Here is a 25557-nt window from a genome sequence, read left to right on the forward strand (position 1 = left end):
TATGGAAAGGCTACTTGCTACAGCGCTTTCACGGCCCCCAGCACCTTCGCCAGTGAATCTTTGGCGTCACCGAAGAGCAGGGACGTCTGCGGTTCGTACAGGAGCTCGTTCTCAATTCCCGCGAAGCCGGGACGCATGGAGCGCTTCAGGAAGATCACCTGGCGGGCGTCGGACACTTCCAGGATGGGCATCCCGTAGATGGGCGAGCCGGACGATGTCTTCGCTGCCGGGTTCACCACATCGTTGGCGCCCACCACCAACGCCACGTCTGCGGTCCGAAATTCGGAGTTGATCTCACCCATTTCCTTGAGCGACTCATACGGCACATTGGCCTCGGCCAAAAGAACATTCATGTGGCCCGGCATCCGGCCGGCCACGGGGTGGATGGCAAAGTCCACATCGATGCCGCGGGCTTCGAGGGCCAGCGCCAGTTCGGCGGCGGTGTGCTGGCCCTGCGCCACGGCCAGGCCGTAGCCGGGCACAATGATGACCCGTTGCGCGTAGCCCAGGAGTACCGCCACGTCCTCGGCGCTGGAGGACCTGACGGGACGTTCGCTCACGGCGGTGGATCCCGCCGTCGAGCCTCCCTTGAACGCGCCGAACAGGATGCCGGCCACGCTGCGGCCCATCGCCGCGGCCATGGCCCGCGTAAGGATGGTGCCGGAGGCGCCCACCAGCGTGCCCGCCACCACCAGGAGGACATTGCCCAGCACCACGCCGGATGCTGCCACCGCAAGGCCGGTGAAGGCGTTCAGGAGGGAGATGACGATCGGCACGTCGGCCCCGCCGACGGGCAGCACCAGCAGTGCGCCGGCAGCAAGTCCCAGCACCATCAGCAGCACCGCGAGCGCCAGGGAACCGGTGAGGACGACGGCGACGGCGGTCCCCACAGCGGCGAGCAGTACCGCCGCCATCACCACGGGTAGGCCGGGGAACATCACCGGGCGGGTGGTCATGAGTTCCTGGAGCTTGGCGAACGTGACGCCCGATCCAGCGAAGGACACGGCGCCCACCAAGAGCGTGAAGACGATGGCCAGACGCACCCAGGGGTCTTCGTTGTGGCCGAGCTCCAGCAACGCGACGAGCGCTGCCGCGCCGCCGCCCACGCCGTTGAACAGCGCCACCAGCTGGGGCATCTGCGTCATTCTGACCCGCCGGGCCACGGGGGCGGCCACCGCCGTCCCGACCGCGATGGCGGCGATGATCCAGGGAATGTTCTCCAGCCTGGCCGAGAGGAACACGGTGACGACGGCGAGCAGCGCCCCGAAGGCGCCGATCAGGTTGCCGCGGCGGGCGGTGCGGGGAGAGCTGAGGCCGCGGAGGGCCAGGATGAAAAACACCGCGGCGGCGAGGTACAGGAGGGAGGTCCACACCGGATCAAGGAGGCTCACTTGCGGTCCTCCCCCGCTGCTGCTCCGGTACGGACGGGCTCCTTGCGGCCGTGGAACATGTGCAGCATCCGGTCAGTGACCACAAAGCCGCCCACCAGGTTGGCGGTGGCCAGCACCACGGCCAGGAGTGCCACGGCCAGCACCCAGGCATCCGCGGCCTGGCCGGCCACGATAATGGCGCCCACCAGGATGATGCCGTGGATGGCGTTGGCTCCGGACATCAGGGGTGTGTGCAAGGTGCTGGAAACTTTGGAGACCACCTCGAAGCCCACAAACACCGCCAGCACCGTGACAGTCAGCAGACTCATGCCGTCCATCAGATTCTCCCCTCGTTCTGCAGGCTGTTGTACTGTGCGGCTTCCACCGGGACGCCGATGTCCGGGACCTCGTCCTGGACGCTCGGCGCGTGGTTGGGCGGCGCCGGGATGACCGCCGCCAGAGCCTCGGCCGTGGGCAGGTGCCGCACAGCGCCGTCGTGCGTGAGACAGGCGCCTGCGATCACGACGTCGTCGAAATCAGGCGCCACAATGCCGTCGCGGGTCATCAGGGCGAGGAGGTTGGCCACGTTCTTCGCGTAGAGCCGGGACGCGTCCGAGGCCATGGCGGACGGCGCGTCCTTCAGCCCCACAAGGGTGACGTGGCCCTGGCCGTCGGCGGTGGGCACCAGGATGTCCTCGCCGGGAACAACACCCTCCACGTTGCCGCCGGACTCCGCGGCGAGGTCGACGACGACCGAACCGGGGCGCATGCCCTGCACCATTTGGCGGCTCACCAGGAGCGGGGCGCGCCTGCCGGGTACGGCCGCCGTCGTTATCAGGACATCAGCCTGGGCCACGTGCGGGGCAAGGAGTTCGCGCTGGAGGGCCCCGCGGTCGGCGCTGAGTTCACGGGCGTAACCGCCGGAGGCCTCAGCTGTTTCCAGGTCCAGTTTGATGAAGGTGCCGCCCATCGATGCGACTTCGTCGGCGGAGGCCGGCCGGATGTCGTTGGCGGAGACGCGGGCGCCCAACCGTTTGGCGGTGCCGATGGCCTGCAGCCCGGCGACCCCGGCGCCGAGCACCAGGACGCGGGCGGGCGGGACGGTGCCGGCGGCGGTCATGTACAGCGGGAAGAACCGTGGCAGCCTGATGGCGGCCTCCAGCACGCAGCGGTAGCCGGCCACCAGCGCCTGCGAACTGAGGGCGTCCATGGACTGGGCGCGGGAGATGCGGGGCACGAGCTCCAGGGCGAAGGAGGTGACGCCGGCTTCGGCGAGCGCCTGCACCGTGGCCAGCTCGGACGACGGCGAGGCCAGCCCCACGGTGACCGCACCCTTTTTCAGTGCTGCCGCCGTCGCGGGTTCCAGGGGGCGCACATGGACCAGAATGTCCAGGTCGGCAGGGTCGAGGGCCCGGATGATGCGCGCCCCTGCCTGGGCGTACTCGTGGTCTGAGTGGCCGGCGGCGGCGCCTGCTTCCGCTTCCATCAGGACGTCCAGGCCCAACCCGGTTAGTTGCTTGACCGTTTCCGGTGTGGCGGCAACACGGCGCTCACCCTCATGCCGTTCCCGCGGTATGCCCAGTTTCAACCGCCAGCTCCCTTACGGACGTAGTTGGCTTGAGTCTAAAGCGCGCCGGGGAGTTTTTGTGCAGATATTCGCACTTGCGGGACCCGGAAGTGCGAATATCTGGACAAAAAGTCGTGGCGGTCAGCCACGGGCGGTCAGGTCCGCGGAGATGAGTTTGGCCGTGGCCACTATTTCCTGCGCCACCGAGGCCAGGTACGCTTCCGGGTCCGGCCGGGCCGCCACGGACTGGGCCTGCAGCGATACATTGACGGCCGCTACCACCTTGGTGGGACCGTCATAAACCGGAGCCGCCACGGACATCAGCCCCAGCTCAAGCTCCTGGTCCAGCAGGCACCAGCCCTGGGCCCGGACCGTGTCCAGCACCGCCATCAGCTCCGGAACGGTCCCCAGCGCCCGCGGCGTCAGCGGCTTGATCTCCGCGGCGACAAGGTAGGCCTGGAGCCGGTCGGGCGGCAGGGCGGCCAGCAGCACCCTGCCCATGGAGGTGGCGTAGGCAGGGAACCGGGTGCCTACCGTGATGCCGACGTTCATGATCCGCCGCGTGGTCACCCGGGCAATGTAGGCGATGTCCGTGCCGTCCAGCACGGCCGCTGAGGTGGACTCGCCCAGTTTGAGGGAGAGTTCCTCCAGGTGCGGCTGGGCGAGCTGGGGCAGCGACAGCCCGGAGAGGTACGCGTAGCCAAGCTGCAGGACCTTTGCCGTCAGCGCAAACGTCTTGCCGTCGGTCCGGACATAGTCCAGCTCCACCAGCGTGTGTAGGAACCGGCGGGCAGTGGCCCGGGTCAGGTCAGTCCGCGCCGCAACCTCGGTAAGGGTCATCAGCGGATGGTCGTTGTCGAAGGCCCGGATGACGGCCAGCCCGCGCGCCAGCGATTGCACGTACTGATCGCTCGCCTGCGGAGCGGTGCGCGCGGCTGCCGGTGCGTTGGTCATGGTTACCAATCCTAGAGGGGGTGGGGGCTCAGCCACCGGCTGCGGGCCCGCTGCACGTCCCAATAAAGCTTGGGAGCGTGGAGCGGGCCCGCAACGGGATTAGGCTGCTGCCTTCAGCGGGACGGGTACGAGTTCCTGGAGTTCCTCGAGGGTGCAGCCGAACGTTTCGCGGACGGTGACGCCGTCGGGACCCGTGAGGAACACTGCTTTGTCCGTGTAGACGCGGGTGACGCAGCCGACGCCGGTGAGGGGGTAGGTGCACGCGTCCACGATCTTCGACGCTCCCTCGCGGGTCAGGAGCGTCATCATCACAAAGACGTCCTTGGCGCCGGTGGCCAGATCCATGGCACCCCCGACGGCGGGAATCGCGTCCGGGGCTCCGGTGTGCCAGTTGGCGAGGTCGCCGGTGGCCGAGACCTGGAACGCGCCGAGGACACAGATGTCCAGGTGGCCGCCGCGCATGATCGCGAACGAATCGGCGTGGTGAAAATAGGACGCGCCGGGCAGTTCGGTAACCGGGATCTTGCCGGCGTTGATGAGGTCGCCGTCGATCTGGTCGCCCTCGGCCGCAGGGCCCATGCCGAGCATGCCGTTCTCCGTGTGGAGCGTGATGTTCTGCTCGGGCTTGAGGTAGTTCGATACCAGGGTTGGCTGGCCGATGCCGAGGTTCACGAACGAGCCGGGCTTGATGTCCCGGGCCACGAGTTCGGCGAGGGCGTCGCGGCCCAGGGGCTTGTCGGACGTCTGGAGGGAAGTTGCGGTGCTCATGCTCAGGCCACCTTCACGATGCTGTTGACGTAGATTCCGGGAGTGACCACGTTTTCCGGGTCGAGTCCGCCGGTGGGGACGATCTCGGACACCTGGACCACCGTGTGCTTGGCGGCGGCCGCCATGATGGGACCGAAGTTCCGGGCGGTCTTGCGGTACACGAGGTTCCCCACGCCGTCGGCCTTCAGCGCCTTGATCAGTGCGACGTCGGCGTGGATGGGTGTTTCGAACACCTGGCCGCGGCCGTCGATGATGCGGGTTTCCTTGCCCTCGGCGAGCATGGTGCCGTAGCCGGTGGGCGTGAAGAACCCGCCGATGCCGGCGCCGGCGGCGCGGATGCGTTCGGCGAGGTTGCCCTGCGGGACGAGTTCCAGTTCGATCTCGCCGGCGTGGAACTTGGCGTCGAAGTGCCAGGAATCGGACTGCCGCGGGAAGGAACAGATCATCTTCTTCACCCGGCCTTCCTTGATCAGCAGCGCCAGGCCCTGATCGCCTTGGCCGGCGTTGTTGTTCACCACGGTCAGGTCCTTGGCGCCGCAGTCCATCAGCGCGTCGATCAGTTCGAACGGCTGCCCGGCGTTGCCGAACCCGCCGATCATCACGGTGGAGCCGTCCTTGATGCCGGACACGGCCTCGTTGACGGAATCAACAAAATTCAGCATGGTTAGGCCTTTCCTGTGCCGGTACCGGCGGTGACGTTTTCGAGGACGACGGCGAGGCCCTGGCCCACGCCGATGCAGATCGCGGCGACGCCCCAGCGCTCACCGGAGGCCTGCAGGGACCGGGCGAGGGTGCCCAGGATCCGGGTGCCGGACGCGCCGAGGGGGTGGCCCATGGCGATCGCGCCGCCATGGGCGTTCACGATGGCGGGGTCGATGCCCCAGGCGTTGATGCAGGCCAGGGACTGTGCGGCGAACGCTTCGTTAAGTTCGACGGCGCCCACCTGGTCCCAGCCGATGCCGGCCTTCGCGAGGGCCTTGTTCGCGGCCTCCACGGGGGCGTAGCCGAAGAACTGGGGATCGTTGCCGTGCGCGCCGCGGCCGGCGATGCGGGCCAGCGGCTCGAGCCCGAGCAGCCCGGCGGCGCTCTCGGACCCGATCCAGGCCGCGGAGGCGCCGTCGGACAACGGGGACGCGTTTCCGGCGGTGACGGTGCCGTTCTCGGTCCGGAACACGGCCTTAAGGCCGGCGAGCTTTTCCGCCGAAGAGCCGGCACGGATGCCTTCGTCGCGGACCAGGTCCGTGCCGGGGACCGGGGTGACCAGGTTGTCGTAGAAGCCCTCATCCCAGGCGGCGGCGGAGAGGTTGTGCGAGTTCGCGGCGAACTCGTCCTGCTGCTCACGGGTCACGCCGTACTTCTCGCGGAGCCGTTCGGTGGCCTCGCCCAGGGAAATGGTCCACTCCTTGGGCATGGCCTTGTTCACCAGGCGCCAGCCCAGCGTGGTGGAGGCCAGGGTCAGGTCCCCGGCCGGGTAGGGCTTATCGGTCTTCGGCAGCACCCAGGGCGCCCGGGACATCGACTCGGCCCCGCCGACCAGCATCAGCTCGGCGTCGCCGACGTTGATCTGGCGCGAGGCGATGATCGCCGCGTCCAGGGAGGACCCGCACAGCCGGTTCACCGACGTGCCGGGGATGGAGACCGGCAGGCCCGCGAGGAGGGTGCCCATGCGGGCGATGTTGCGGTTCTCCTCGCCGGCGCCGTTGGCGTTACCGAACACCACTTCGTCGATCCGCTCGGGGTCCAGCCCCGGGGCGCGCTTGACGGATTCTTTGATCACGTGGGCGGCAAGGTCATCCGGGCGGACGGCGGCGAGGCCGGAGCCGAACTTACCGAACGGGGTGCGCACGGCGTCGTACACAAAAGCCTGATTCAAAACTTCTCCTCTTGATTCTGTGGGATCCCAACTAGGTAGCAGTAAGTGTCGTTATGAGGGCTCAAAACGACAGTTAGTGCTACCTAGTTGGGCAGGGCGGGGGTTTCGTTGGTGGGCGCGGCGTCCAACTCGCGGAAGACTTGCTGCGCGGTCTTGAAGGCCGTGTTGGCGGACGGGACACCGCAGTAGATGGCTGTCTGGAGCAGGATTTCCTTGATTTCGTCCCTGCTCAGGCCGTTGGTGAGGGCCGCGCGGATGTGCATGGCCAGCTCTTCCCAGTGCCCGTGCGCCACCATCGCGGTGATGGTCACGGCGGAGCGCATCTGGCGGGAGATCCCGGGCCGGGTCCAGATGCCACCCCACGCGATCCGCGTGATCATGTCCTGGAAGTCCTCGGTGAACTCATCCTTGTTGGCGTTGGCCCGGTCCACGTGCGCGGCGCCCAGCACTTCGCGGCGGACCACCATGCCGCCGTCGTAAATCTCCTGGCTGCTGGCGTCCGGCTGGACCACGCCGTGCCGTTCCGCGCCGCTCATTTCGCGCCCCCGCGCGCTTCGCTCCAGGTGATAAGGCTCCGCAGCAGTTCGGCAACGTGGGCGGGTGCCTCGGCGGGAGCCAGGTGGGCCACGCCTTCCAGGGACACGGCATTCGCGGTGCCTCCACCGGCGGTGATGCCGGCAACGATTTCTTCCGCGAACGACGGCGGCACAACAGTATCCGCCACACCCGCAACAGCCTGCGTGGGGACCCTGATGCTGCCGAGTTCGGCGCGCACGTCGAACCCCGCGAGGGCTTCGCAGCAGAAGGCGTAGCTGAAGCGGTCTGCGTCGCGGAGGGAGTGCAGGAGCTTGCTGCTCAGATCCGGTTGGCTGTCCATGAAGCCAGGCGCGAACCACCGTTCCGCCGAGCCCTGGATGACCACGGGGGTGCCCTGGGCGCGAACCAGTTCGGCGCGCTCCAGCCAGCCTTCGGGCGTGCCGATCTTGGCGCCGGAGCACTGGACGGAGAGGCTCTTGAGGCGTTCGCCGTGCTTGATTCCCAGCTGCAGGCCGGTGGCCCCGCCCAGCGAAACACCGGCGTAGTGGAAGGACTCACCGGGGGCGATCGAGTCCACCAGGTCCACCACCGAATCCGCCAGGTCGGAGACATCGAAGGTCTCGGTGGCCTTGGGCGAGACGCCGTGGCCGGGCAGGTCCCAGGCCACGACGTCGTAGTCGTTGGCCAGCTGCGCCGCTGTCCCGCCCCAGAGAACAGCCGAGGAGGTGCCCAGGGAGGGGCCAACTACCAGGAGCGGGCGTTCGCCGAGGGCTCGTTGGGGCGAAAGCAGCACTGCCTTCAGGGTCGGTTTAGCCACGGTTGGCTCCGTTCTGGTCGGGGGTTACTGAAGAGGAAAAATCGGGGTACGCGGCCAGGATCCGACGGGAGATTTCGGCTGCCTGGCCGAGGTAGCTCGCGGGGTCAAGGAGTTCGTCGAGGCGCAGATCGGTCAGCGTGCCGGCGGGGATTGCCCCGCGGAGCAGCCGCCGGTAGGTGGCTCCCTGCTCCCCGGCGCGGGTGGCAAGGGTCCGGTCCACTGCGTCCTGCAACTGCTCCTTGCCCGAGCGGCCATCCTTCTCCGGCAGGAGCGGGGCGACGGCGGCGCCCACGCCTTCGGCCAGGAGCAGCGGTCCGGCGAGTTCGAGGTTGCGGCGCAGGGCCTCGGGGAAAACCTGGAGGCCCTCGGCCAGTTCGCGGAGGTGGCCGGCCGCCCCCAGGGCCAGCCGAAGTAGCTGGCGTAGTGCCGGCCATTCGATGTGCCAGGCGGCATCGGGGCGTTCGTCGTTGAAGTTGGCGGCGGACAGGTGCAGTTGGGCCAGAAGCTGCGGTGCCTGGAGGGCGGCGCTGCGGATCAGGACGGACAGCACCGGGTTCTGTTTCTGCGGCATGGCGGAGGATACTCCGCGGCCCGCAGCGCGCGGTTCGGCGAGTTCGGCTACTTCCGGCCGGCTCATAAAGAGGACGTCCGTGGCGATCTTGCCGGCGGCGCCAAGCACGGCGGCCAGCGCGTTGCCGAGGGCCGTGACAGCCAGCCGGTTGGTGTGCCACGGTGCGGGCGCAGTGGCAAGGCCCAGCTGTTTGGCCAGGGCATCGGCCAGCGTGAAGGGGGTAGCGGACGTGCCCGCGGTCAGCACGGTTCCGGCCGCGAGGGTGCCAGCAGCCCCGCCGAACTGCACCGGGAACTGGACGGTGCCCAGTTGGCGTCCCGCGGCGGCCACACCCTGGAACCACTGAGCCGCCCGCAGCCCGAAGGTAAACGGGAGCGAATGCTGGGTGAGGCTCCTGCCCACGCCCAGCGTGTCCGCATGCTTTTCCGCCAGGGCGGCGAGCGCCGTCGTTGTGCTTTTCAGGTCGGCAACCAGCGCCTCCACAGTGTTCCGCGCCATCAGCATCAGGGCCGTGTCGAGTACGTCCTGGCTGGTTAGCGAGGTATGGACGGCTTTCCCGGCACCGATGCCGGACGCATCCAGCGCCGACACCTGCTTGCGCAGGTCAGCCAGCAACGGGATGACGGGGTTGCCACCGCCCTGGGCCCGGCGGGCGATGTCTGCTGCGTCGTAGCGGCCCGCTTCTGCGGCGTAAGCCACGACGGCGGCGGACCCGGCAGGTGCCAGCCCCGCCTTGTCCAGCACCGCGGCCCAGCCGGACTCGACGGCGAGGATCGCCGCGAGCACCGCACGGTCGCCGGTCAGCGCCGCCACCAGGGGCGACGCCGAGACGGGACTCAGCAGACCGACGTCGCCGTCGGCCGTGCTTCCGGAACCCAGGGCGGCATCAGTCACTGGAAGTCCAGGAAGACTGTTTCGCCCTCACCCTGCAGGCGGAGGTCCCAGGTGAGTCCGCCGTCGGCGTCGCGGCGGGCAATCAGGGTCTTCCGGCGTTCCGGATCAAGGGAGCTCAGCAGGGCGTCCTTGGCCAGCGCTTCTTCGTTTTCCGGCAGGTAGATCCGGGTGAAGAGCCGGTTCATCAGGCCGCGGGCAAAAACTGCGACGGAGATGAACGGGGCAGCGCCCTCCTCGGTGGGGCCGGGGTTGACGGTGGTGAAGGTGAAGACGCCGGTGTTGCCCACGGCGCTGCGGCCGAAGCCGGTAAAGGTGTAGCCGTCGCGCACCAGCGATCCGGTGTGCTGCGGGACGTTGCCCGCGGAATCCGCCTGCCAGATCTCCAGGATCGCGTCCGGGATCGGGTGCCCGGCGCCGTCGTACACGGTGCCCTGGAGCCGGATGGAGCCCGGGGAGCCGGGAGCCAGCAGTTCGCGGTCCTTGGTGTAGGGCAGGGCGTAACCGTAGAACGGTCCCACGGTCTGGCCGGGGGTGGGAGTCAGCTTGGTGGGGCTGGGGTTACTCATGGTCGTCTCCTTCTGCGCCGAGGGCCTCGTTCTCTGTCCAGGTCCGCTTCGACCCCGTCAGGACGATGTCCCAGTTGTAGGCGAGGGCCCACTCAGGTTTGGTCTGCTCGTGATCGTAGGTCGCCACAAGCCGGTCCCGGGCGTCCTGGTCCACGATGGACTGGTAGATCGGGTCCAGCGGGAAGAGCTGATCACCGGGGAAGTACATCTGGGTGACGATCCGCTGCGTGAACTCCTGCCCGAACAGGGAGAAGTGGATGTGGGCCGGGCGCCAGGCGTTGAGGTGGTTCTTCCACGGGTAGGCGCCGGGCTTGATGGTCGTGAAGCTGTAGGAGCCGTCGGCCCCGGTGATGCAGCGGCCCACACCGGTGAAGTTGGGATCCAGGGGTGCCGGGTGCTGGTCGCGCTTGTGGATGTAGCGGCCGGCGGAGTTCGCCTGCCAGATCTCCACGAGCTGGCCGGCTACAGGGCGGCCGTCACCATCGAGGACGCGTCCGGACACGACGATCCGTTCGCCCAGCGGTTCACCGTTGTGCTGGATGGTGAGGTCCGCTTCCAGCGCGTGCACGTCCATGTGCCCGAATGCCGGAGAGTACAGCTCGATGGTCTCAGGGTCCGCGTGGTGCAGGTCCTTGGTGGGGTGGCGCAGGACGCTGCTGCGGTACGGTGCGTAGTCCAGCCGGGGCTGGATTTCAGCCTTGCCGCCGTTCTTGAGGGCCTGGGCGTAGGCATCCCCAAGCGCCTTCATCTCGGCGCTCAGGTCCGCCTGCGACTCTGCGGCGGCATCCAGGGGTGCGTACTGCTTCGGTGCGGCCTCTGTGGCGTCATCGGACACGTCCTCGGTGAGCGGATCCGCGTTGTAGGTTTCAAGGTTGATTCCTTCAGGCACAGCAGCCTCCTTTCATAGGGTGTTGGTGTTACTTGGTGGGTACGGGATTCAGTCTGTGCAGGAGGTCGTACTGGACTGCGTGGCGGACGGGGGCGTTGGGCGCCCCGTAGCCGTCATAGGTGCCGCGGCGTTCCACCATTTCGAAGAACACGCTACCCACGGTGGCGGTGTAGAAATGCAGGAACTCGCCGTCGGCGTCGCGGTCGTACAGGAGGTTCAGCTCCTGCAGCGTGGCCAGGAAGTCGGGATCGAGGACGAAGCGGGCGTCCAGGTCCTCGTAGTAGTTGGCCGGGATCTGCAGGAACTCGAGGCCGCGGGCCTTGCAGTCCCTGGCTGTGGCCACCAGGTCGCCCACGGCGAACGCGATGTGTTCCTGGTAGGTTCTCCGGGCGGCCGTTCCGGACGCATCGGGTCCGGAGGCGCCGTCCTGCTGGATCAGGGGTGCCAGGTTCAGCACCAGCCGCACGGCGCGGTCGCCGGTGGCCATAACTTGCGAACGGACCAGACCGGTGGGGCTGGGCACCTCGGCGAACGGTTGCGGTTCCAGGGCCAAAGCGCTTGTGTAGAACAGGACGGCCTCGTCAAAGTGCTGCCAGGGCTGGGCGAGATTGACGTGATCGATCACCGCGGTGGCACCTGCGGCGGGAACTTCGAGCCCCTCGCCGAACTCGCTGGTCCAGGCCGCGGTGCCGTCCGGATTGCCCTGGCATAGGAAGATCTCGGTGGAGTCCGGCGCCGCAAAGCCCTGGAACACTTCCTCGTTGGCCTGGCTTTTGCGCGGAACCGCGGGGGCCTTGAGCTGCTGGGCCCGGGCGGAGGCAATCACGGGGGAATCGACGTCGAACCCCAGAGCGGCGATGGCAGGCGATGCGTCCGCCGTGTTGTCCGCTGAACCGGACGCCTCGTTGACGATGACCCGGGCGTGGCCCATGGTCCACAGCTGCACGTCCTTGGTGCGGTGCCGGCCATTGAATTCGAAGCCGAGCTGGCCCAGGACCGTTTCCAGGCCCTTGGTGTCGGCGGCCTTGACCTCGGCAAAGTTGTAGCCGGCCGGTTCGGCCACCTGGGGAAGGGTGGCAAGTTCCATGGGATAACGACGGCGGAACGGGGCCGTAGGACCACCAGCAACTGTGCCTGCGGCGCCCGCCAGCACCGGCGCGTTGGCGTCGAGCCATTTGGCGCTCTGTTCCTCCAGCCAGATGAGCGAGCGCATGCCGTCCACGGCGGTGCGCTCCACGTCCGACTGCCGGAAGACATCGTTGAAGATTTCCAATGACACCGGCCCGCTGTACCCGGCACGGACCACGTGGCCCATGAACTTGGCCAGCTCAAACTGTCCTTCGCCGGGGAATACCCGGTAGTGCCGGCTCCAGGACAGGACGTCCATGGACAGTTTGGGTGCATCCGCTACCTGGACGAAGAAAATCTTTTCCGCGTTGAAGGCTTCGATGGGGGCCGTGTCCCAGTTGCGGGACAGGATGTGGAAGGAGTCCAGGCAAGTGCCCAGGTTGGGATGGTCCACGGCCTCAACCAGCCGGTGGGCGTGCTCGTAGTCGCTGACGTACTTGCCCCAGGCCAATGCCTCGTAGGCGACCTTGACGCCGTGATCCCCTGCCAGTGCAGCCAGCCGGCCGAGCTGCTCAGCCCGGAGGTCGTCGCTGTCGATGCTGGCGGTGGCCACGTTGGAGCAGACCAGGATGGTGTCCATGCCCAGCCGCGCCATGAGCTTGAATTTTCCTTCGGCGCGGCGCAGATTGGCGGCGAGCAGGTCCTCGGACACGCTGTCGAAGTCACGGAACGGCTGGTAGAGGTCCAGCGTAAGGCCAAGATCGGCCGCCATCTTGCGGACGTCCTCGGGCGTTAGCGGCGAGGTGACCAGGTCCTGTTCAAAGATCTCAATGCCGTCGAAGCCCGCAATGGCGCAGGCCTGCATCTTTTCCTTCAGCGTGCCGGAGAGGCAAACCGTGGCGATTCCGGTGCGCATCAGGCGGCCACCTCTTCCTGGGCCACGAGCTCGAGGAAGTGGCCGCGCATGCGGTCCGCGTTGGCTTCCAGTCCCGTGAAGATCCGGAAGGAGTCCGCCGCCTGGCCCACGGCCATCCGCCCGCCGTCCAGGACCTCGCAGCCCTTGGCACGGGCACCCAGGACAAGCTCGGTCTCGATGGGCCGGTAGACGATGTCCGCTACCCAGTGCCGGGATTCGAGCAGGTCCAGGTCCAGCGGGACGCCAGGATGGGCGGCCATGCCAACAGGCGTGCAGTGCACCAGACCGTCGGCCAGCGGCATCAGCTGCGGCAGCTCCGCCGTCGTACGCGGTGTGATGGTGCGGTCCGGGAAGAAGCCGGACAGCTCGGCGGCACGTGCCGCGCAGCGGGCGGCGTCGGTGTCCACCAGATCCAGCGCCTTCACGCCGGCGGTGAGCAGGGCGTAGGCGACGGCCGAGCCGGCGCCTCCTGCGCCGAGCTGGACCACGCGGTCCAGCTGCGCGCCCGGAAGGCCGGACGCCAGGGCGGCGGCGAACCCGGAGAAGTCGGTGTTGTGGCCGATGAAACGGCCCCCTTCGATCACCACGGTGTTGACGGCGCCGAGCCTGCGGGCATCCGGCGAGACTTCGTCAAGGTGCTGGAGGACCAGCTGCTTGCAGGGATGGGTGATGTTCAGTCCGTTGAAACCGAGGCTGCGGGCGCTCTTGAGCAGTTCCCCGACGGCCTCGCCTGGCAGTCCGAGTTCCAACAGGTCGATGGGGCGGTACAGGTAGCGCAGGCCCTGGACATCGCCTTCGCGTTCGTGCATGGGTGGAGTGAGTGACGGCGTGACGCCGTCGCCGACCAGTCCCACAAGGTAGGACTCAGTTCGATTGCTCATCCGGGCAGCTCCTTTGATACGGCACGTGACGGGCGGCGGCGCTCAGGGCGGACGCGGCGGGCCAGGTGATAGGGATTACAGTACAGTAGATGTTCACTTATCGCACGCTTGTTCTACATGCGAACACGGGTGCTGCTTTACCGCTGCGGCAGCCGCGCGGCGAGTTCGGCGGCGGCATCCCGAAGCAGGGGTACGTGCGCCAGGAGGGCTTCCATGCTGAGGCGGAACACGGGGACAGCGGTGGCGAGCGATGCGAAGGCGTGGCCCTGGGAGTTGAGCAGCGGCACAGCCACCGCGCGCATCCCGTCCTCGTTTTCCTCGTCCATCACCGCATATCCCTGCCGGCGGACCTGCTCCATTTCCGCGCGGAAGGCGGCACGGTCGGTGACGGTGCGTCCGGTGAGCGGTTCCAGTTCCAGTTCCTCGATCAGGGCTTCCCGCTCCGCATCCTCGGCAAACGCCACGAGGACCTTGCCCACCGCGGTGGCGTGCAGGGCGCCCAGATGCCCGGGGTCGCTGGTGACCCGGAACATCTGCGGACCGTCCACCTTGTTGACCGTCAGGTGATGGTGGCCGTCGCGGACGCTGAGGATGGTGGCCTCGCCCGTCTGCTCGGTCACGCGGCGAAGGACCGGCATGGCCGCACCCGCGAAGCCGTGGTGCTGCGAAACCCGCTGGCCAAGCTGAAAGATGCGCAGGCCCAGGTGGTAGCGGCGGCCGTCCGGCTCGTAGTCCACAAAGCCGTCCCGGGTCAGGGAACCGAGCAGGCGGTAGGTGGTACTGAAAGGGAGCTCGGCGCGGCGCGAGATCTCAGCGGCGCTGGCACCGCGGGGCTCATCCCCCAGGAGGACCAGCAGGCCCAGGGCCTTGCCCACCATGTCGGTGCGGTCACCCTTGGGCGCCTTTGCTTCGGCCGGGCCGGGCCCCGGGTCCAGGTCCGGGCGTAGATCCGGCTTCGGGTCCGGGTCCGGGCGTAGATCGGGTGCGGCGGAGACGTCATCGTCGGCTGTGGCTTGGTTCACACTCATAACTCGATGTTGCCACATTGTGAGAGCTATTTCTAGATGGTGATTATTTTCTTGACAAGTGACAGTGCTCACAGCCATCATTGCTATATCGCACAAGTAGCTCCCACCATGTGGCTACTGGTCCGGGTCTTTCCACGGACACCAGCCGCACCGCGCTCCGCCACCACAGGCAGTGCGGCTGCGCTTCTCCAGATCCATCCGCGACAATGTCGTCACATCAAAGGAACTCCATGAGCCAGACACTTCCGTCCGCGGGGCCGGGCACCGTTGCCCCGGCCGGGACGCCAAAGAAAGCAGCCCTCGCCAGCTTCCTGGGCAGCGCCGTCGAATACTATGACTTCTTCATCTTCGGTTCCGCGGCAGCCCTGATCTTTCCCACGGTCTTTTTCCCGGACGCCGGGGCCAACGCGGCCATCATGTCCTTCGCCACCTTCGGCTTTGCCTATGTGGCCCGTCCAATTGGCGCCGTGATCCTCGGTCACTTCGGCGACCGCGTGGGCCGGCGGAAGGTCCTCATGTTCACCCTGCTGCTGATGGGCGCCTCCACGTTCGTCATCGGCTGCCTCCCCGACTTCAACACCGTGGGATGGTGGGCTCCGGCCCTGCTGGTGCTGGCACGCCTCTGCCAGGGCCTCTCCGCTGCGGGCGAGCAGGCCGGCGCCTCCTCGATGACGCTCGAACACGCCCCGGACAACCGCCGCTCCTTCTTCACCTCCTGGACCCTCACCGGCACCCAGGGCGGCCAGATCCTCGCAGCGCTCGTCTTCATTCCCGTGCTGGCCCTCCCGGACGAGATCAAGTACGGCATCGGCTGGCGCATCCCGTTCTGGCTGAGCGCCGTCGTGGTGATGGTTGCGTTCTTTATCCGGCGCACCCTGCACGAACCGCCCGCCTTCGAGGAAGCCCAGAAGACGGCCCAGATTTCCAAACTTCCCGTTGCCGATCTCCTCAAGGGACACTGGCGCGACGTCCTCCGCGTTATCGCCTGTGCGTTCATCGCAGCAGTCTCCACCGTGTTCGGCACCCTTGCCATCAGCTACGCCAAGACGGTGGCCGGCGTTGACGGCACCACCACCCTGTGGCTGGTCGTCGGAGCCAACCTGGTAGCACTCGGCACCCAGCCGCTCTTCGGCCTGCTCGCCGACAAGATCGGCCGCAAGCCGGTGTTCGTCTACGGAGCCGTGGCCAGCGCCATTCTCACTCCGCTGTTCCTCCTGAGCCTGGAATCCGGCAGCGTCCCGCTGATGTTTGTCGCCGCCATCGGCTTCTTCTCCTTCGGCTACGCGGCCTCCAACGCGGTCTGGCCGTCCTTCTACGCCGAGATGTTCAGCACCAAGGTCCGCTTCTCCGGCCTGGCGATCGGCACCCAGCTGGGCTTCCTGATGGCAGGCTTTGCTCCGGCCATCGTGGCCGCGATGGGCGGCATCAAGCCCGGCGGCTGGGTCCAGATCAGCATCTTCACCGCCGTGATCTGCGGTATCGCGGCGATCTCCGCCCTGACGGCCAAGGAAACCTTCAAGGTCCCCACCAAGCAGCTCGGCCTGAAGTAGGGGCTGCCCGCTCCAGCCCAGTTTTGCACCCGGAAAGCCCGCCATTCCCTGAGTGGCGGGCTTTTCCTCGTGAAAATGGGCTGTTCCGGCAGCAAAAGCACGACGGCGGGTGGCTGCCTGGGTGCCTACGGCCGTTCGGTCTCCAGCACCGAGGCGAGGTCGAAGTTAACTGGTTCCTCCAGTTGGGCGTACGTGCAGGATTCCGGGTCCCGGTCCGGCCGCCAGCGGTTGAACTGGGCGGTGTGCCGGAAGCGCTCACCTTCCATGTGGTCGTACCTGACCTCCACCACCAGTTCGGGCTTCAGGGGCACAAAGGACAGGTCCTTGCCCGCGCTCCAGCGGCTCCCTTCAGCCTTGCGGGGCGTCCGTTCCCCTTCCTCCTGCTTGGCCCAGGCCCACGGATGGTCGTCGAAATCCGTGACCAGCGGCTGGAGCTGTTCGAAGAGTTCCTGCCGGCGCTTCATCGGGAAGGCGCCGATCACCCCCACACTGGCCAGGCCGCCGTCGTCCCTGTAGAGGCCGAGCAGCAGCGAGCCAATGGCGTCCGGGCCGCTCTTGTGAACCCGGTAACCGGCCACCACACAGTCGGCGGTGCGTTCGTGCTTGATCTTGAACATCACCCGCTTGTCCGGCTGATAAGTGCCCCCCAGGGGTTTGGCCACGATACCGTCCAGGCCTGCGCCCTCGAACTGCTCGAACCAGTGTTCGGCGGTGGCCTTGTCCTGGGTCGCGGGGGTGACGTGGACGGGAGCCTTGGTGCCGGCGAGCGCCTTTTCGAGTGCGGCCCGACGCTCCGCGAAGGGCCGTCCGGTGTAGTCCTCATCCCCCAGGGCAAGCAGGTCGAAGGCCACGAATTTGGCAGGAGTCTGCTCGGACAGCATTTTCACCCGGCTGGCGGCGGGATGGATGCGCTGTTGCAGAGCGTCGAAGTCCAGCCGTTGACCGGAGGACCCCACGAGGATGATCTCCCCGTCCACCACGCACCGTGGCGGCAGGTTCTCCTTCAGGGCAACCACGAGTTCGGGAAAGTAGCGGGTCATGGGTTTCTCGTTGCGGCTGCCGATTTCCAGGTCGTCGCCGTCACGGAAAATGATGGACCGGAAGCCGTCCCATTTGGGTTCGTAGCTCAGTTCGCCGTCCGGGACGCCGCTGACGGCCTTGGCGAGCATGGGCGGGACAGGAGGCATGACCGGAAGTTTCATAGGCAACATTCTTGCCCGGCGGCCGCGCCGGCGGTAGGCCTAGGAGTGAGATCGCCGCACGTCAGCGGCGAGGAGAAGCTCGGACTCGCGGAGTATGGCCGCCGCCGCCGCCGAGTCCACCACCGCCGTCCTGCCCCTGGACCCAAGCCGCACCTCGTGCCGCGTACCCCGGTTCCCGGGGCGCGCCCCTGGAATCACGCCCTCCGGCAGTGAGTGCGCAAGCTCGTGCCGGGCCAGCTCCTGGTCCTGGATGCCCACGGCAAGTGAGCTCATCAGGTCAGCGTCTTCCGGCGTGGCCAGATCGCTGCCAATGAGCTGGACGAGGACTTTGATCCCGGCCAGCCGTCGAGGTGGATTGGCCTCGTCCAGGGCCGAGTCGATACCCCACTGGGCACGCTTCCACCACTGGTCGCGCTTGTCTGCGCGCGATTTCTGCCGGTAGGTGAGGTAGGCCACCAGGACAACGCCAAAGGTGGCCAGCGGGGCCACTGCCGCCGCGCCCATCATGACCGTCCAGATCCCGCCGGCGATTTCCATGCCACCACCCTATGCGCCCGCTCCGTCCCATTGGCCGCAATCCGGCCGATCATCCTGCCGCGGCACCGAAACCGTACCGGCGCAGAGAACTAACAGGGCCATAACCATCAGGAAACCCTTCCGCAACAATGCGCAGCCACACTGGAAGTGCCGGCAAGTGCAGGCACCAGCTCCAGCCAGGAGGCCACCATGTTGAAGGAAGCCAAAGCCCATGTGACCCGGGTCCGTGCCCTGGACCAGCTCCACCGCGGCGACGAAATCGAAGCCCGCCTGTCGGTGGGCCCGAACTACGACGACGTGATCATCCGGCGCGGCAGAGTCCAGGAAACCGCGCCGGGCATCGGCGTCGTGTGGATCATGGACCACCACACCGGACTGCGGAAAGCCATCAATGCGGACGAATGCAGCGTGTGGCGGGTCGCCTGAGGCTAGCCGCCGGCCACTGACTGGATGACCAGAACCTCCTGACCAGCGGCCACCTCGGTTTCCAGACCTTGGAGCCTGCGCACTTCGTCGCCGTTCACGTAAATATTCACGTAGCGGCGAAGTGCCCCGGTTTCGTCCCGCAGGCGCCGGGCGAGCACCGGATAGTCCCCAGTCACCGTTTCGAGCAGCTTCCCCACGGTCAACGGCCCTTCGGCGGGCGCAGTCAGGATGGACTGCCCGCCTGCCAGCGACTGCAGCACGCTGGGGAGCACCACACTGATCTCAGGCACCGTGGGCCGCTGCCGTTTCCGGAACCGGCAGCGCCGCATCAGAGATGATGGCTGCCCGGACGCACAGGACGTCCGGCAGGTGTGATGCCACCTCGGTGAACGTTTCGCCTTCGTCCGCGCTGGCGTAGACCGTGCCTCCGCGCGTGCCGAAGTAGACGCCGGCCGGTTCAGCGGAATCAACCGCCGCGGCGTCGCGCAGCACGCTGTTGTATTCGCTGGTGGGCAGCCCGGAATCCAGGCGTTTCCAGGTGGCGCCGGCGTCGTCCGTGCGGTGGACCGCAAGCTTGCCCTCCGGCGGGATCCGCTCGCCGTCGGCCTTCAACGGCACTACCCAGGCGGTCCCTTCCCGGCGGGGGTGCGTCAACATCACAAAACCGAAGTCGGCCGGAAGTCCTTTGGCGATGGAGTTCCAGTTTTCCCCGTTATCGTCGGTTCGGTAAACGCCGTGATGGTTCTGGGCGTACAGACGGCCTTCGACGCCTGCATCGGCCGCAATCTTGTGCACGCACTGCCCAAACTCGGGGTTGGGATCGGGCATAAAGTAGGCCGAAATCCCCTTGTTTCGGGGCTCCCAGGAGGTGCCGCCGTCGAGCGAACGGTACACGCCCCCTGTGCTCATGGCGATGTGGACATTGTCCCCCGCGGAGTTGACCACGATGGAGTGGGCTGCTGCGCCGCCGTAGCCGGCGCCCCATTCGCTGCGGTGAGGATGGTCCCAAAGCCCGCGGTTGAGCTCGAAGTGCTCGCCGCCGTCCGTGGACTTCCACACCGAAATGGGCTCGGCCCCTGCCCAGACCACGCCGGGCCGCGAGTCTGCGTCCGGGTAGATCTGCCAGATCCGTTCCACCGCCGCGCCCGTGTCTTCGGGAAAGGTGATGGCGCCCTTTTCGGGCTCAGACCACGTGGCGCCCAGGTCATCGGAGTGCGCCACCGTGGGACCCCAATGCTCGGATCTGACGCCCACCATGATCCGGGTCCTGCCGTCCCTGGTGTCGATGCCGATGCTGGGTATTTCGCTCATCAGGAAGTGCGGGCCGGAGAAGGACCATTGCTGCCGGTCCTGGCTCGTAGCCAGCCAGAGGCCTTTTTTGGTGCCGATCGCCAGAACAAAACTCGCTGAGGTTGCCATGCACCCCATGCAACCACCCCGGCCGGGAGGCCGCAACGGTTTTTTCGGCTATGTGGAGTGACCTGGACTGCCGCGGCGACGGCTCAGTCGACAAATTCCGACTGCGTCTCGATGAAATCCCAGTCCGCCTCTGCCAGGACCGCAAGTGGAGTCTCCGGATGCGGCCCGCCCGCTTCGGCGATGCCCTGCACTACCTGCAGTGGGAGCTCCTCCGCGCGGAGGTTCTCCCGCAGCCACTCCTTGGTGTCCAGGTCTACGTCCAGCCACCACATGTAAATTTCCATGCCCCGTCACGCACCTTTCGTATGACTCAACGTTAGACGCGGGCAAGTCGCCGTTCAAGGGTGCCCTGGGTGTGGGCGTCACGAGTGCTCCGTTCCGGCAGGGCCCTATCACTTCCGCGTAGGAACAGGTATCGCCGCAGGTCAACCGGGTACAAAGTCGAGTACCCGCTACTCAGGACCCGCACCCGCCCGCGACCGTAGCCTGAAGTCTCAAGCAAAGCTGACCGTGCTGGGGCACAGAGCGTCTGCTACTCCCCTCGCCATGGTCCGTTTCACACAACCTGGGAGAAACACCATGAAACGACGAGCCTTACCGATTTTGGGGGTCGCAGGGCTGGCATTGCTCAGCGTTACGGCTCCGGCCCAAGCCGCTGCCGACAAAGTCGACATTTGTCATGACGGAAAGATGATCAACGTCAACTACAACGCGGCGGCGCTGAATGGACACCTCGGTCACAGCCACGACATCATCGAACCCAGCGAGTTAGTTCCCGGCGGACTGCACTGGGATGTTGCCGTGGGTTACACGCAATGCGGCGGAACGGTCATACCGCCGGTTGATCCGCCCGTCGATCCACCTGTGGACCCGCCGGTTGATCCGCCCGTGGACCCGCCCGCTGATCCTCCCGTCGATCCCCCTGCCAATCCCCCTGCGGACCCACCCGCCACTGTGGAACAGCCGGTAACGCAGACTCCCTCAGGAGAGACGCCGGCGGTACAGACGCCGGCGGCGCAGACACCGGTTGTGCAGGCACCTGCCGGCCAGGCGGCAGCGCCTCTGAGCGCAACAGCAGCCGAGGTACCGGCGGCGGCTGTCAGCCGCGGCACCAATCAGGGCTTCAACGCGCAGACGGCCGTAGGTGGAACTGAGGGCAGCACCACGTGGCTGGCCGGACTGGGCGTACTGCTTGGTGCGGGCGCCGTGGTTTCGGTCCGGCGAAAGTCCCGGACAGAATCGCCGACGGCGGGCTGACGCGGCCCGAGCGTCCGAGGACTGCACAGAGGGCGTCCCGCCAGACCCGGCGGGACGCCCTCGCCGTTTTCCCAATCGACTGCATCGGAGCACGCGCACCTCACCAAGCGCGCCTAACCACCGTCACGTGACCACCCTCCACGGAAGGACCATCATGCCGAAGCAGCCCGGCCGGCACAACGCCCGCGGACGCCTTTTGCGCACTTCCAAGTGGAACCGGGTCCGCGGATTGAACCGGGGGGACCTGGCCATCCTCCTGTGCGGTGTCCTGGGTTTCCTGTCCCTGACCTTTGGCGGCCCCATACTCAGCCATCTGGACACCGGCAACCACGGGGGTGCAGGCGTCCGCGCTGCCGAAATTGCGGCACCATCGGTTGCCCCGCCGTCGTCCACGAAACAAGCCGGCACCGCGGCACCCGCTTCCGGTACCACGCCAGCTGCGGCCGCCCCCATACCAGCCCTCCCGGAAGCCTCGGCGCCGCTTCGCATCCTCTACCCGGCGGCGGCGATTGATACCGCGGTCCACCCGCTCGAACCTGATGCCGCGGCGGCGGCCAGCCGCACAGTGGTGCCCCCGTCCACCATGGACGGGTACTGGCTGTCGCCCTTCGGAGTTCCGGGCAATGGCTCGGGGAACACCACCTACATCATCGGGCACAGTTGGGAAGACCGGGACGCCCCGTTCAACCACCTCAGCTCACGCGCGAAGGAAGGCGACGAGTTCAGCGTCGTCACGGCAACCGGCACCATCCGCTACCGCGTGGACACTGTCACCACCTATCTCAAGGCCGCCCTCAAAGACAGCCCCATCTGGGAAATGGTGCCCAACCGTGTTGTGCTCATCAGCTGTTACACCGAAGACCCCTGGGGAAAGAACGTGGTGGTCTCGGCGTCACCCGCAGTCGCATAGCCACTCATTGACGGGCGAACACTCAGCCGTTCTTCAGCAGGGCCACGTCGGAGACCAAGTCGATGTGCTCCAGCATTGCCGCAGCCGCAGCAGCGGAATCCTGGACCCTGATGGCATCGGCAATCTTGCGGTGGGATGCCAGGGACTGCTCAGGACGGCCCGGCTGCCCAAGGGACTCGAGGCGGGTTTCCAGGACCATTCCGGCGATGAATGACATCAGCTGCGCCAGGACGGCGGAGTGCGCGGCTGCAGTCACGGCCTGATGAAACAGCTCGTCGCCGTGCGCGCCGCGTGCCCCCGAGGCAACCTCTTCAGCCATTGTCTCCAGCGCTTTGTCGATGGCTTTCATGTCCTCGGCGCTGCGCCTGAGCGCGGCCAACTCGGCCAGCTTCACCTCAAGTGTGCTCCGGGCCTCCACGATCTCGGGAAGGCGGCTGCTGTGCTCACGCAGCCCCCTGATGACAGACGGAACATTTGGACGGTAAACGAGCACCGCACCGGTCCCGTGCTGGACGTCAATCACGCCGAGTACTTCCAGCGCCACCAGAGCCTGGGCGAGCGTCGCACGCGAGACGCCTAAACGCTCGGCGAGTTCACGCTCGGCAGGCAATGTGTCCCCGGGTGCAAGCTGGGCAGCCTCGATGTATTCCAGGAGCTGCTCCACGAGCTGCTCATAGAGCCGGGGCCGCGAGACACGGGAAATCTGTTGCGTCGCTGCTTGCTTTGCCATGGGCGTCCTTTCGGGTTTACCTACCCAGACTACCGGAGGGACTATTGACAAAGACACCCAGTGTCTAGGAGGCTAGGCCAGTGAGCCACTTCACATCCATTCCGATCCGGAGGCACAAAGATGTCCGCTCCCGTCCTTTCCATCATCATCCTGGCGGCGATGTTCCTGCTGGCCACGGTGCTGCCGCTGAATATGGGCGCCCTGGCCTTTGTGGGTGCGTTCCTGCTGGGGTCGGTGGTGCTCGGCATGTCCACCAACGACATCCTCGCCAACTTTCCCGGCGGCCTGTTCCTGACCATCGTCGGCGTTACCTACCTCTTCGCCATCGCGCAGAACAACGGCACCATTGACCTCCTGGTGCGGGGCGCTGTCCGGCTCGTCGGCAACAAGGTGGCGCTCATCCCCTGGGTCATGTTCGCCATCACCGCAGTCATCACCGCAGTCGGGGCACTGTCTCCCGCCGCCGTCGCGATTATCGCCCCCATCGCCCTGAGCTTTGCGGCCAAACACAAAATCAATCCGCTCATGATGGGCATGATGGTCATCCACGGAGCGCAGGCCGGCGGCTTTTCACCCATCGCGGTCTACGGCGTAACGGTCAACGGCATCATTGCCAAAACTGATCTGGAAGCCAGCCCCATGGCAATCTTCCTGGCCAGCTTCTTCTTCAACCTCGCCATCGCAGTGGTCCTGTCCCTGGTCCTGGGCAGCAACAGGTTCCGCTCCACCAAAGCAGGCCGGGTGGCGGAACAGGTCGCTGAATCACGCATGGCGGTCAGCGTTGGCGCCCGCGCCGCAGGGGTCACCTTGCAGGGCTCCGGCTCCGATATCTCCTCCGCTGGTGTCTCCTCCAAGGGCACCTCGGGCAGCAGCACACCTGCAGCGGCCGGGACAGGGGTTTCTGACAACGGCGCCCGCGCGTCCATCCCTCAGCTGATCACCATCCTCGGCCTGATAGCCCTTGCCGTCATCTCGCTGGGCTTCAAGGTGGACGTTGGCTTCGTCTCCATCACCATCGCCATCGTCCTGGCCCTCGTCTCCCCCGCAGCCCAAAAGGGCGCCGTGAACAAGATCAGCTGGTCCACCGTCCTGCTCATCTGCGGCATGCTCACCTTCGTGGGCGTGCTGGAGGAGGCGGGCACCATCAAGTTCGTGTCGGCAGGCGTGACCCAGCTGGGCATGCCGCTTCTGGCCGCCCTGTTGATCTGCTACATCGGCGCCGTGGTTTCCGCGTTCGCTTCCTCCACCGCCATCCTGGCCGCCCTCATTCCGCTGGCCGTGCCGTTCCTGGCCAGTGGAGAGATCGGGGCCGTCGGAGTTATCGCCGCCCTTGCCGTCGCCTCCACGATCGTGGACGTGTCCCCGTTCTCCACCAACGGCGCCCTGGTACTCGCCAACGCGCCCGAGGACGTGGACAAGGACAAGTTCTACAAACAGATCCTGGCCTACAGCGGCATCGTCGTCGCCGTAGGACCCGCGATCGCCTGGCTGGTCATGGTGGTTCCGGGCTGGATGTAGCCCGTCACCTTCAGCCCGGCCCACACCGCTAACAGAGGACTACAGCTATGAGCACCGAACCGACTACCCAGACCGACGGCCCGCTGTCGGGGTACCTCGTGGTTGACCTGAGCCGGGCTCTCGCCGGTCCGCACGCCGGCATGATGCTGGCCGATCTGGGCGCCCGGGTCATTAAGGTCGAGAATCCCGGCACCGGGGACGATACCCGGGGCTGGGGTCCGCCGTTTGTCGGTCCCGAAGACGATCCGCAGGCAACATACTTCCTGTCCTGCAACCGCAACAAGGAATCCATCGCCTTGGACCTGAAGGACGACGACGGCCGGACAGTCCTGCGCGAACTGCTGGAACGCGCCGACGTCGTCATCGAAAACTTCCGTCCCGGCGTCCTGGACCGGCTCGGCTTCTCCACGGCGGAAATGCATGCGCTCAACCCGGCGCTGGTCATCCTGTCCATCACCGGCTTCGGGCACGACGGCCCGGAATCCAGCCGCAGCGGCTACGACCAGATCCTCCAGGGTGAAGCCGGACTAATGTCCCTGACGGGGTCCGGACCGGACGACCCCCAGCGGGTGGGGGTCCCCATCGCCGATCTGCTGTCCGGGATGTACGGGGCGTTCGGCACTCTCGCCGCATTGCTGCAGCGCGAACGCACCGGGCAGGGACAAATCGTCCGCACGTCACTGCTCGCGGCGCTCATTGGAGTGCATGCCTTCCAGGGGACCAGGACAACGGTGGCCGGCGAGACCCCCCAGGCGCAGGGCAACCACCACCCCTCCATCGCCCCCTACGGCCTCTTCCGCTGCCGGGAGGGCCAGGTGCAGATCAGCGTGGGGAGCGAGAAGCTCTGGCGCTCGTTCGCGTCCACGTTCGGAATCGACGCCGGACAGCCGGGATTCGCCACAAACGCGGACCGGGTCCGCAACCGCGCCAAAGTCATCGAAGTCGTGGAGCAGGCCTTCGCCGGGTTCGCGGCCGAGCCGCTGCTCGCCAAGCTCAACGACGCCGGCATCCCCGCCGGCAAGGTCCGCACCCTGGATGAGGTCTACGCCTGGGACCAGGTCCACTCACAGGGGCTCGTGATCGACGTTGACCATAAGATCCTCGGCACCGTGAGCCTGCCCGGCCCGCCGCTGAGGTTCTTCAGCGCTGCCGACACCGCGGAAACCACGCTGACAACCCACACCGCACCGCCGCTGCTGAACCAGGACGGGGAACAGATCCGGCAGTGGCTCGGGCTCGTGCCGGCGGGCGCACCGGGACCAGCGGCGGGCACCGTCGCCGCCGGAACGGGACAGGGGAGGAGCTGAAC

Annotated in this window: 27 protein-coding genes; 6 read left to right on the top strand and 21 right to left on the bottom strand. The window is 66.9% G+C overall.

Annotation, left to right across the window (positions count from 1 at the left end; all coding sequences use genetic code 11):
- Window positions 1-17 precede the first annotated feature (17 nt).
- The 15 genes from AC1MCD_RS19610 to AC1MCD_RS19680 all read right to left on the bottom strand — a co-directional run bounded on the left by AC1MCD_RS19610 (window position 18) and on the right by AC1MCD_RS19680 (window position 14549).
- Entirely contained in the window at window positions 18-1391 is a 1374-nt protein-coding gene (locus tag AC1MCD_RS19610) for an NAD(P)(+) transhydrogenase (Re/Si-specific) subunit beta (protein ID WP_498674484.1), read from the bottom strand.
- On the bottom strand, window positions 1388-1708 hold the full coding sequence (locus tag AC1MCD_RS19615) for an NAD(P) transhydrogenase subunit alpha part 2 (protein WP_498674486.1): 321 nt from the start codon (window positions 1706-1708) through the stop codon (window positions 1388-1390). Before AC1MCD_RS19615 ends, AC1MCD_RS19610 begins: the two co-directional genes overlap by 4 nt.
- Window positions 1708-2958 carry a Re/Si-specific NAD(P)(+) transhydrogenase subunit alpha gene (locus tag AC1MCD_RS19620; RefSeq protein WP_498674488.1) on the bottom strand — a complete coding sequence of 417 codons (1251 nt, stop codon included), beginning with the start codon at window positions 2956-2958 and terminating at the stop codon, window positions 1708-1710. Before AC1MCD_RS19620 ends, AC1MCD_RS19615 begins: the two co-directional genes overlap by 1 nt.
- Window positions 2959-3078: 120 nt before the next feature.
- Window positions 3079-3891 (bottom strand): IclR family transcriptional regulator domain-containing protein, encoded by an 813-nt coding sequence (locus tag AC1MCD_RS19625; protein WP_498674489.1) that lies wholly within the window; start codon window positions 3889-3891, stop codon window positions 3079-3081.
- A 99-nt stretch (window positions 3892-3990) separates the two neighbouring features.
- Entirely contained in the window at window positions 3991-4659 is a 669-nt protein-coding gene (locus tag AC1MCD_RS19630; RefSeq protein WP_498674491.1) for a 3-oxoacid CoA-transferase subunit B, read from the bottom strand.
- Window positions 4660-4661: 2 nt separating this feature from the next.
- Complete coding sequence (locus tag AC1MCD_RS19635) at window positions 4662-5321, bottom strand: 3-oxoacid CoA-transferase subunit A (RefSeq protein ID WP_498674492.1); 660 nt, start codon at window positions 5319-5321, stop codon at window positions 4662-4664.
- Between the two features lie 2 nt (window positions 5322-5323).
- A complete protein-coding gene (locus AC1MCD_RS19640) occupies window positions 5324-6532 on the bottom strand; it encodes a thiolase family protein (RefSeq protein WP_498674494.1) in 1209 nt (402 codons plus the stop codon).
- 83 nt (window positions 6533-6615) lie between these two features.
- Window positions 6616-7068, bottom strand: coding sequence for a 4-carboxymuconolactone decarboxylase (pcaC, locus tag AC1MCD_RS19645; RefSeq protein WP_498674496.1), 453 nt, complete (start codon window positions 7066-7068; stop codon window positions 6616-6618).
- Entirely contained in the window at window positions 7065-7886 is an 822-nt protein-coding gene (locus AC1MCD_RS19650; protein ID WP_498674499.1) for an alpha/beta fold hydrolase, read from the bottom strand. The genes pcaC and AC1MCD_RS19650 overlap by 4 nt, the downstream gene beginning before the upstream one ends.
- Window positions 7879-9351 carry a lyase family protein gene (locus AC1MCD_RS19655; RefSeq protein WP_498674501.1) on the bottom strand — a complete coding sequence of 491 codons (1473 nt, stop codon included), beginning with the start codon at window positions 9349-9351 and terminating at the stop codon, window positions 7879-7881. The genes AC1MCD_RS19650 and AC1MCD_RS19655 overlap by 8 nt, the downstream gene beginning before the upstream one ends.
- Complete coding sequence (gene pcaG / locus AC1MCD_RS19660) at window positions 9348-9917, bottom strand: protocatechuate 3,4-dioxygenase subunit alpha (RefSeq protein ID WP_498674503.1); 570 nt, start codon at window positions 9915-9917, stop codon at window positions 9348-9350. The genes AC1MCD_RS19655 and pcaG overlap by 4 nt, the downstream gene beginning before the upstream one ends.
- Complete coding sequence (gene pcaH / locus AC1MCD_RS19665; protein WP_498678433.1) at window positions 9910-10752, bottom strand: protocatechuate 3,4-dioxygenase subunit beta; 843 nt, start codon at window positions 10750-10752, stop codon at window positions 9910-9912. The genes pcaG and pcaH overlap by 8 nt, the downstream gene beginning before the upstream one ends.
- A gap of 82 nt (window positions 10753-10834) precedes the next feature.
- Window positions 10835-12790, bottom strand: coding sequence for a bifunctional sugar phosphate isomerase/epimerase/4-hydroxyphenylpyruvate dioxygenase family protein (locus tag AC1MCD_RS19670; RefSeq protein WP_498674505.1), 1956 nt, complete (start codon window positions 12788-12790; stop codon window positions 10835-10837).
- Entirely contained in the window at window positions 12790-13671 is an 882-nt protein-coding gene (locus AC1MCD_RS19675; RefSeq protein ID WP_498674507.1) for a shikimate dehydrogenase, read from the bottom strand. The genes AC1MCD_RS19670 and AC1MCD_RS19675 overlap by 1 nt, the downstream gene beginning before the upstream one ends.
- Before the next feature lie 137 nt (window positions 13672-13808).
- A complete protein-coding gene (locus AC1MCD_RS19680) occupies window positions 13809-14549 on the bottom strand; it encodes an IclR family transcriptional regulator (RefSeq protein WP_498678435.1) in 741 nt (246 codons plus the stop codon).
- 380 nt (window positions 14550-14929) lie between these two features.
- Here AC1MCD_RS19680 and AC1MCD_RS19685 point away from each other — a divergent pair, with 380 nt between their 5' ends.
- The gene (locus AC1MCD_RS19685; RefSeq protein ID WP_498674508.1) at window positions 14930-16249 is read left to right on the top strand and encodes an MFS transporter; all 1320 of its coding nucleotides are present in this window, start codon (window positions 14930-14932) and stop codon (window positions 16247-16249) included.
- A gap of 125 nt (window positions 16250-16374) precedes the next feature.
- On the opposite strand, the gene AC1MCD_RS19690 is transcribed toward AC1MCD_RS19685, so the two are convergent.
- Entirely contained in the window at window positions 16375-17451 is a 1077-nt protein-coding gene (locus AC1MCD_RS19690; RefSeq protein WP_498674510.1) for an ATP-dependent DNA ligase, read from the bottom strand.
- Between the two features lie 39 nt (window positions 17452-17490).
- Complete coding sequence (locus AC1MCD_RS19695; RefSeq protein ID WP_498674511.1) at window positions 17491-17988, bottom strand: hypothetical protein; 498 nt, start codon at window positions 17986-17988, stop codon at window positions 17491-17493.
- A gap of 189 nt (window positions 17989-18177) precedes the next feature.
- Between AC1MCD_RS19695 and AC1MCD_RS19700 the strand changes: the two genes are divergently transcribed.
- Entirely contained in the window at window positions 18178-18414 is a 237-nt protein-coding gene (locus AC1MCD_RS19700) for a hypothetical protein (RefSeq protein WP_498674514.1), read from the top strand.
- A 2-nt stretch (window positions 18415-18416) separates the two neighbouring features.
- On the opposite strand, the gene AC1MCD_RS19705 is transcribed toward AC1MCD_RS19700, so the two are convergent.
- The 3 genes from AC1MCD_RS19705 to AC1MCD_RS19715 form a co-directional block, all read right to left on the bottom strand.
- Complete coding sequence (locus AC1MCD_RS19705) at window positions 18417-18743, bottom strand: MoaD/ThiS family protein (protein WP_498674516.1); 327 nt, start codon at window positions 18741-18743, stop codon at window positions 18417-18419.
- Window positions 18697-19842 carry a WD40/YVTN/BNR-like repeat-containing protein gene (locus AC1MCD_RS19710; RefSeq protein WP_498674518.1) on the bottom strand — a complete coding sequence of 382 codons (1146 nt, stop codon included), beginning with the start codon at window positions 19840-19842 and terminating at the stop codon, window positions 18697-18699. The genes AC1MCD_RS19705 and AC1MCD_RS19710 overlap by 47 nt, the downstream gene beginning before the upstream one ends.
- A 74-nt stretch (window positions 19843-19916) precedes the next feature.
- Window positions 19917-20117 (bottom strand): hypothetical protein, encoded by a 201-nt coding sequence (locus AC1MCD_RS19715; protein WP_498674520.1) that lies wholly within the window; start codon window positions 20115-20117, stop codon window positions 19917-19919.
- Between the two features lie 295 nt (window positions 20118-20412).
- Here AC1MCD_RS19715 and AC1MCD_RS19720 point away from each other — a divergent pair, with 295 nt between their 5' ends.
- Both AC1MCD_RS19720 and AC1MCD_RS19725 read left to right on the top strand, forming a co-directional pair.
- Window positions 20413-21090 carry a hypothetical protein gene (locus AC1MCD_RS19720; protein ID WP_498674522.1) on the top strand — a complete coding sequence of 226 codons (678 nt, stop codon included), beginning with the start codon at window positions 20413-20415 and terminating at the stop codon, window positions 21088-21090.
- A gap of 154 nt (window positions 21091-21244) precedes the next feature.
- Complete coding sequence (locus AC1MCD_RS19725) at window positions 21245-22000, top strand: class F sortase (protein ID WP_498674524.1); 756 nt, start codon at window positions 21245-21247, stop codon at window positions 21998-22000.
- Between the two features lie 22 nt (window positions 22001-22022).
- On the opposite strand, the gene AC1MCD_RS19730 is transcribed toward AC1MCD_RS19725, so the two are convergent.
- Window positions 22023-22730, bottom strand: a complete 708-nt coding sequence (locus tag AC1MCD_RS19730; protein WP_498674526.1) for a FadR/GntR family transcriptional regulator — start codon at window positions 22728-22730, stop codon at window positions 22023-22025.
- 120 nt (window positions 22731-22850) lie between these two features.
- Here AC1MCD_RS19730 and AC1MCD_RS19735 point away from each other — a divergent pair, with 120 nt between their 5' ends.
- Both AC1MCD_RS19735 and AC1MCD_RS19740 read left to right on the top strand, forming a co-directional pair.
- Entirely contained in the window at window positions 22851-24248 is a 1398-nt protein-coding gene (locus tag AC1MCD_RS19735) for an SLC13 family permease (protein ID WP_498674528.1), read from the top strand.
- A 47-nt stretch (window positions 24249-24295) separates the two neighbouring features.
- Window positions 24296-25555, top strand: a complete 1260-nt coding sequence (locus AC1MCD_RS19740; RefSeq protein ID WP_498674529.1) for a CaiB/BaiF CoA transferase family protein — start codon at window positions 24296-24298, stop codon at window positions 25553-25555.
- Window positions 25556-25557: the final 2 nt, after the last annotated feature.

The organism is Arthrobacter sp. BF1, from assembly GCF_056680215.1.

Excerpts from the sequence above, each read along its gene's own strand:
- AC1MCD_RS19670 (WP_498674505.1), bottom strand. The coding sequence starts at position 12,790 with ATGCGCACCGGAATCGCCACGGTTTGCCTCTCCGGCACGCTGAAGGAA.
- AC1MCD_RS19690 (WP_498674510.1), bottom strand. The coding sequence starts at position 17,451 with ATGAAACTTCCGGTCATGCCTCCTGTCCCGCCCATGCTCGCCAAGGCC.
- AC1MCD_RS19740 (WP_498674529.1), top strand. The coding sequence starts at position 24,296 with ATGAGCACCGAACCGACTACCCAGACCGACGGCCCGCTGTCGGGGTAC.
- AC1MCD_RS19675 (WP_498674507.1), bottom strand. The coding sequence starts at position 13,671 with ATGAGCAATCGAACTGAGTCCTACCTTGTGGGACTGGTCGGCGACGGC.
- AC1MCD_RS19725 (WP_498674524.1), top strand. The coding sequence starts at position 21,245 with ATGCCGAAGCAGCCCGGCCGGCACAACGCCCGCGGACGCCTTTTGCGC.
- AC1MCD_RS19615 (WP_498674486.1), bottom strand. The coding sequence starts at position 1,708 with ATGGACGGCATGAGTCTGCTGACTGTCACGGTGCTGGCGGTGTTTGTG.
- AC1MCD_RS19730 (WP_498674526.1), bottom strand. The coding sequence starts at position 22,730 with ATGGCAAAGCAAGCAGCGACGCAACAGATTTCCCGTGTCTCGCGGCCC.
- AC1MCD_RS19715 (WP_498674520.1), bottom strand. The coding sequence starts at position 20,117 with ATGGAAATTTACATGTGGTGGCTGGACGTAGACCTGGACACCAAGGAG.
- AC1MCD_RS19630 (WP_498674491.1), bottom strand. The coding sequence starts at position 4,659 with ATGAGCACCGCAACTTCCCTCCAGACGTCCGACAAGCCCCTGGGCCGC.
- AC1MCD_RS19685 (WP_498674508.1), top strand. The coding sequence starts at position 14,930 with ATGAGCCAGACACTTCCGTCCGCGGGGCCGGGCACCGTTGCCCCGGCC.
- AC1MCD_RS19720 (WP_498674522.1), top strand. The coding sequence starts at position 20,413 with ATGAAACGACGAGCCTTACCGATTTTGGGGGTCGCAGGGCTGGCATTG.
- AC1MCD_RS19625 (WP_498674489.1), bottom strand. The coding sequence starts at position 3,891 with ATGACCAACGCACCGGCAGCCGCGCGCACCGCTCCGCAGGCGAGCGAT.
- AC1MCD_RS19635 (WP_498674492.1), bottom strand. The coding sequence starts at position 5,321 with ATGCTGAATTTTGTTGATTCCGTCAACGAGGCCGTGTCCGGCATCAAG.
- AC1MCD_RS19700 (WP_498674514.1), top strand. The coding sequence starts at position 18,178 with ATGTTGAAGGAAGCCAAAGCCCATGTGACCCGGGTCCGTGCCCTGGAC.
- AC1MCD_RS19710 (WP_498674518.1), bottom strand. The coding sequence starts at position 19,842 with ATGGGGTGCATGGCAACCTCAGCGAGTTTTGTTCTGGCGATCGGCACC.
- pcaC (WP_498674496.1), bottom strand. The coding sequence starts at position 7,068 with ATGAGCGGCGCGGAACGGCACGGCGTGGTCCAGCCGGACGCCAGCAGC.
- pcaG (WP_498674503.1), bottom strand. The coding sequence starts at position 9,917 with ATGAGTAACCCCAGCCCCACCAAGCTGACTCCCACCCCCGGCCAGACC.
- AC1MCD_RS19695 (WP_498674511.1), bottom strand. The coding sequence starts at position 17,988 with ATGGAAATCGCCGGCGGGATCTGGACGGTCATGATGGGCGCGGCGGCA.
- AC1MCD_RS19735 (WP_498674528.1), top strand. The coding sequence starts at position 22,851 with ATGTCCGCTCCCGTCCTTTCCATCATCATCCTGGCGGCGATGTTCCTG.
- AC1MCD_RS19705 (WP_498674516.1), bottom strand. The coding sequence starts at position 18,743 with ATGCGGCGCTGCCGGTTCCGGAAACGGCAGCGGCCCACGGTGCCTGAG.
- AC1MCD_RS19680 (WP_498678435.1), bottom strand. The coding sequence starts at position 14,549 with ATGGTGGGCAAGGCCCTGGGCCTGCTGGTCCTCCTGGGGGATGAGCCC.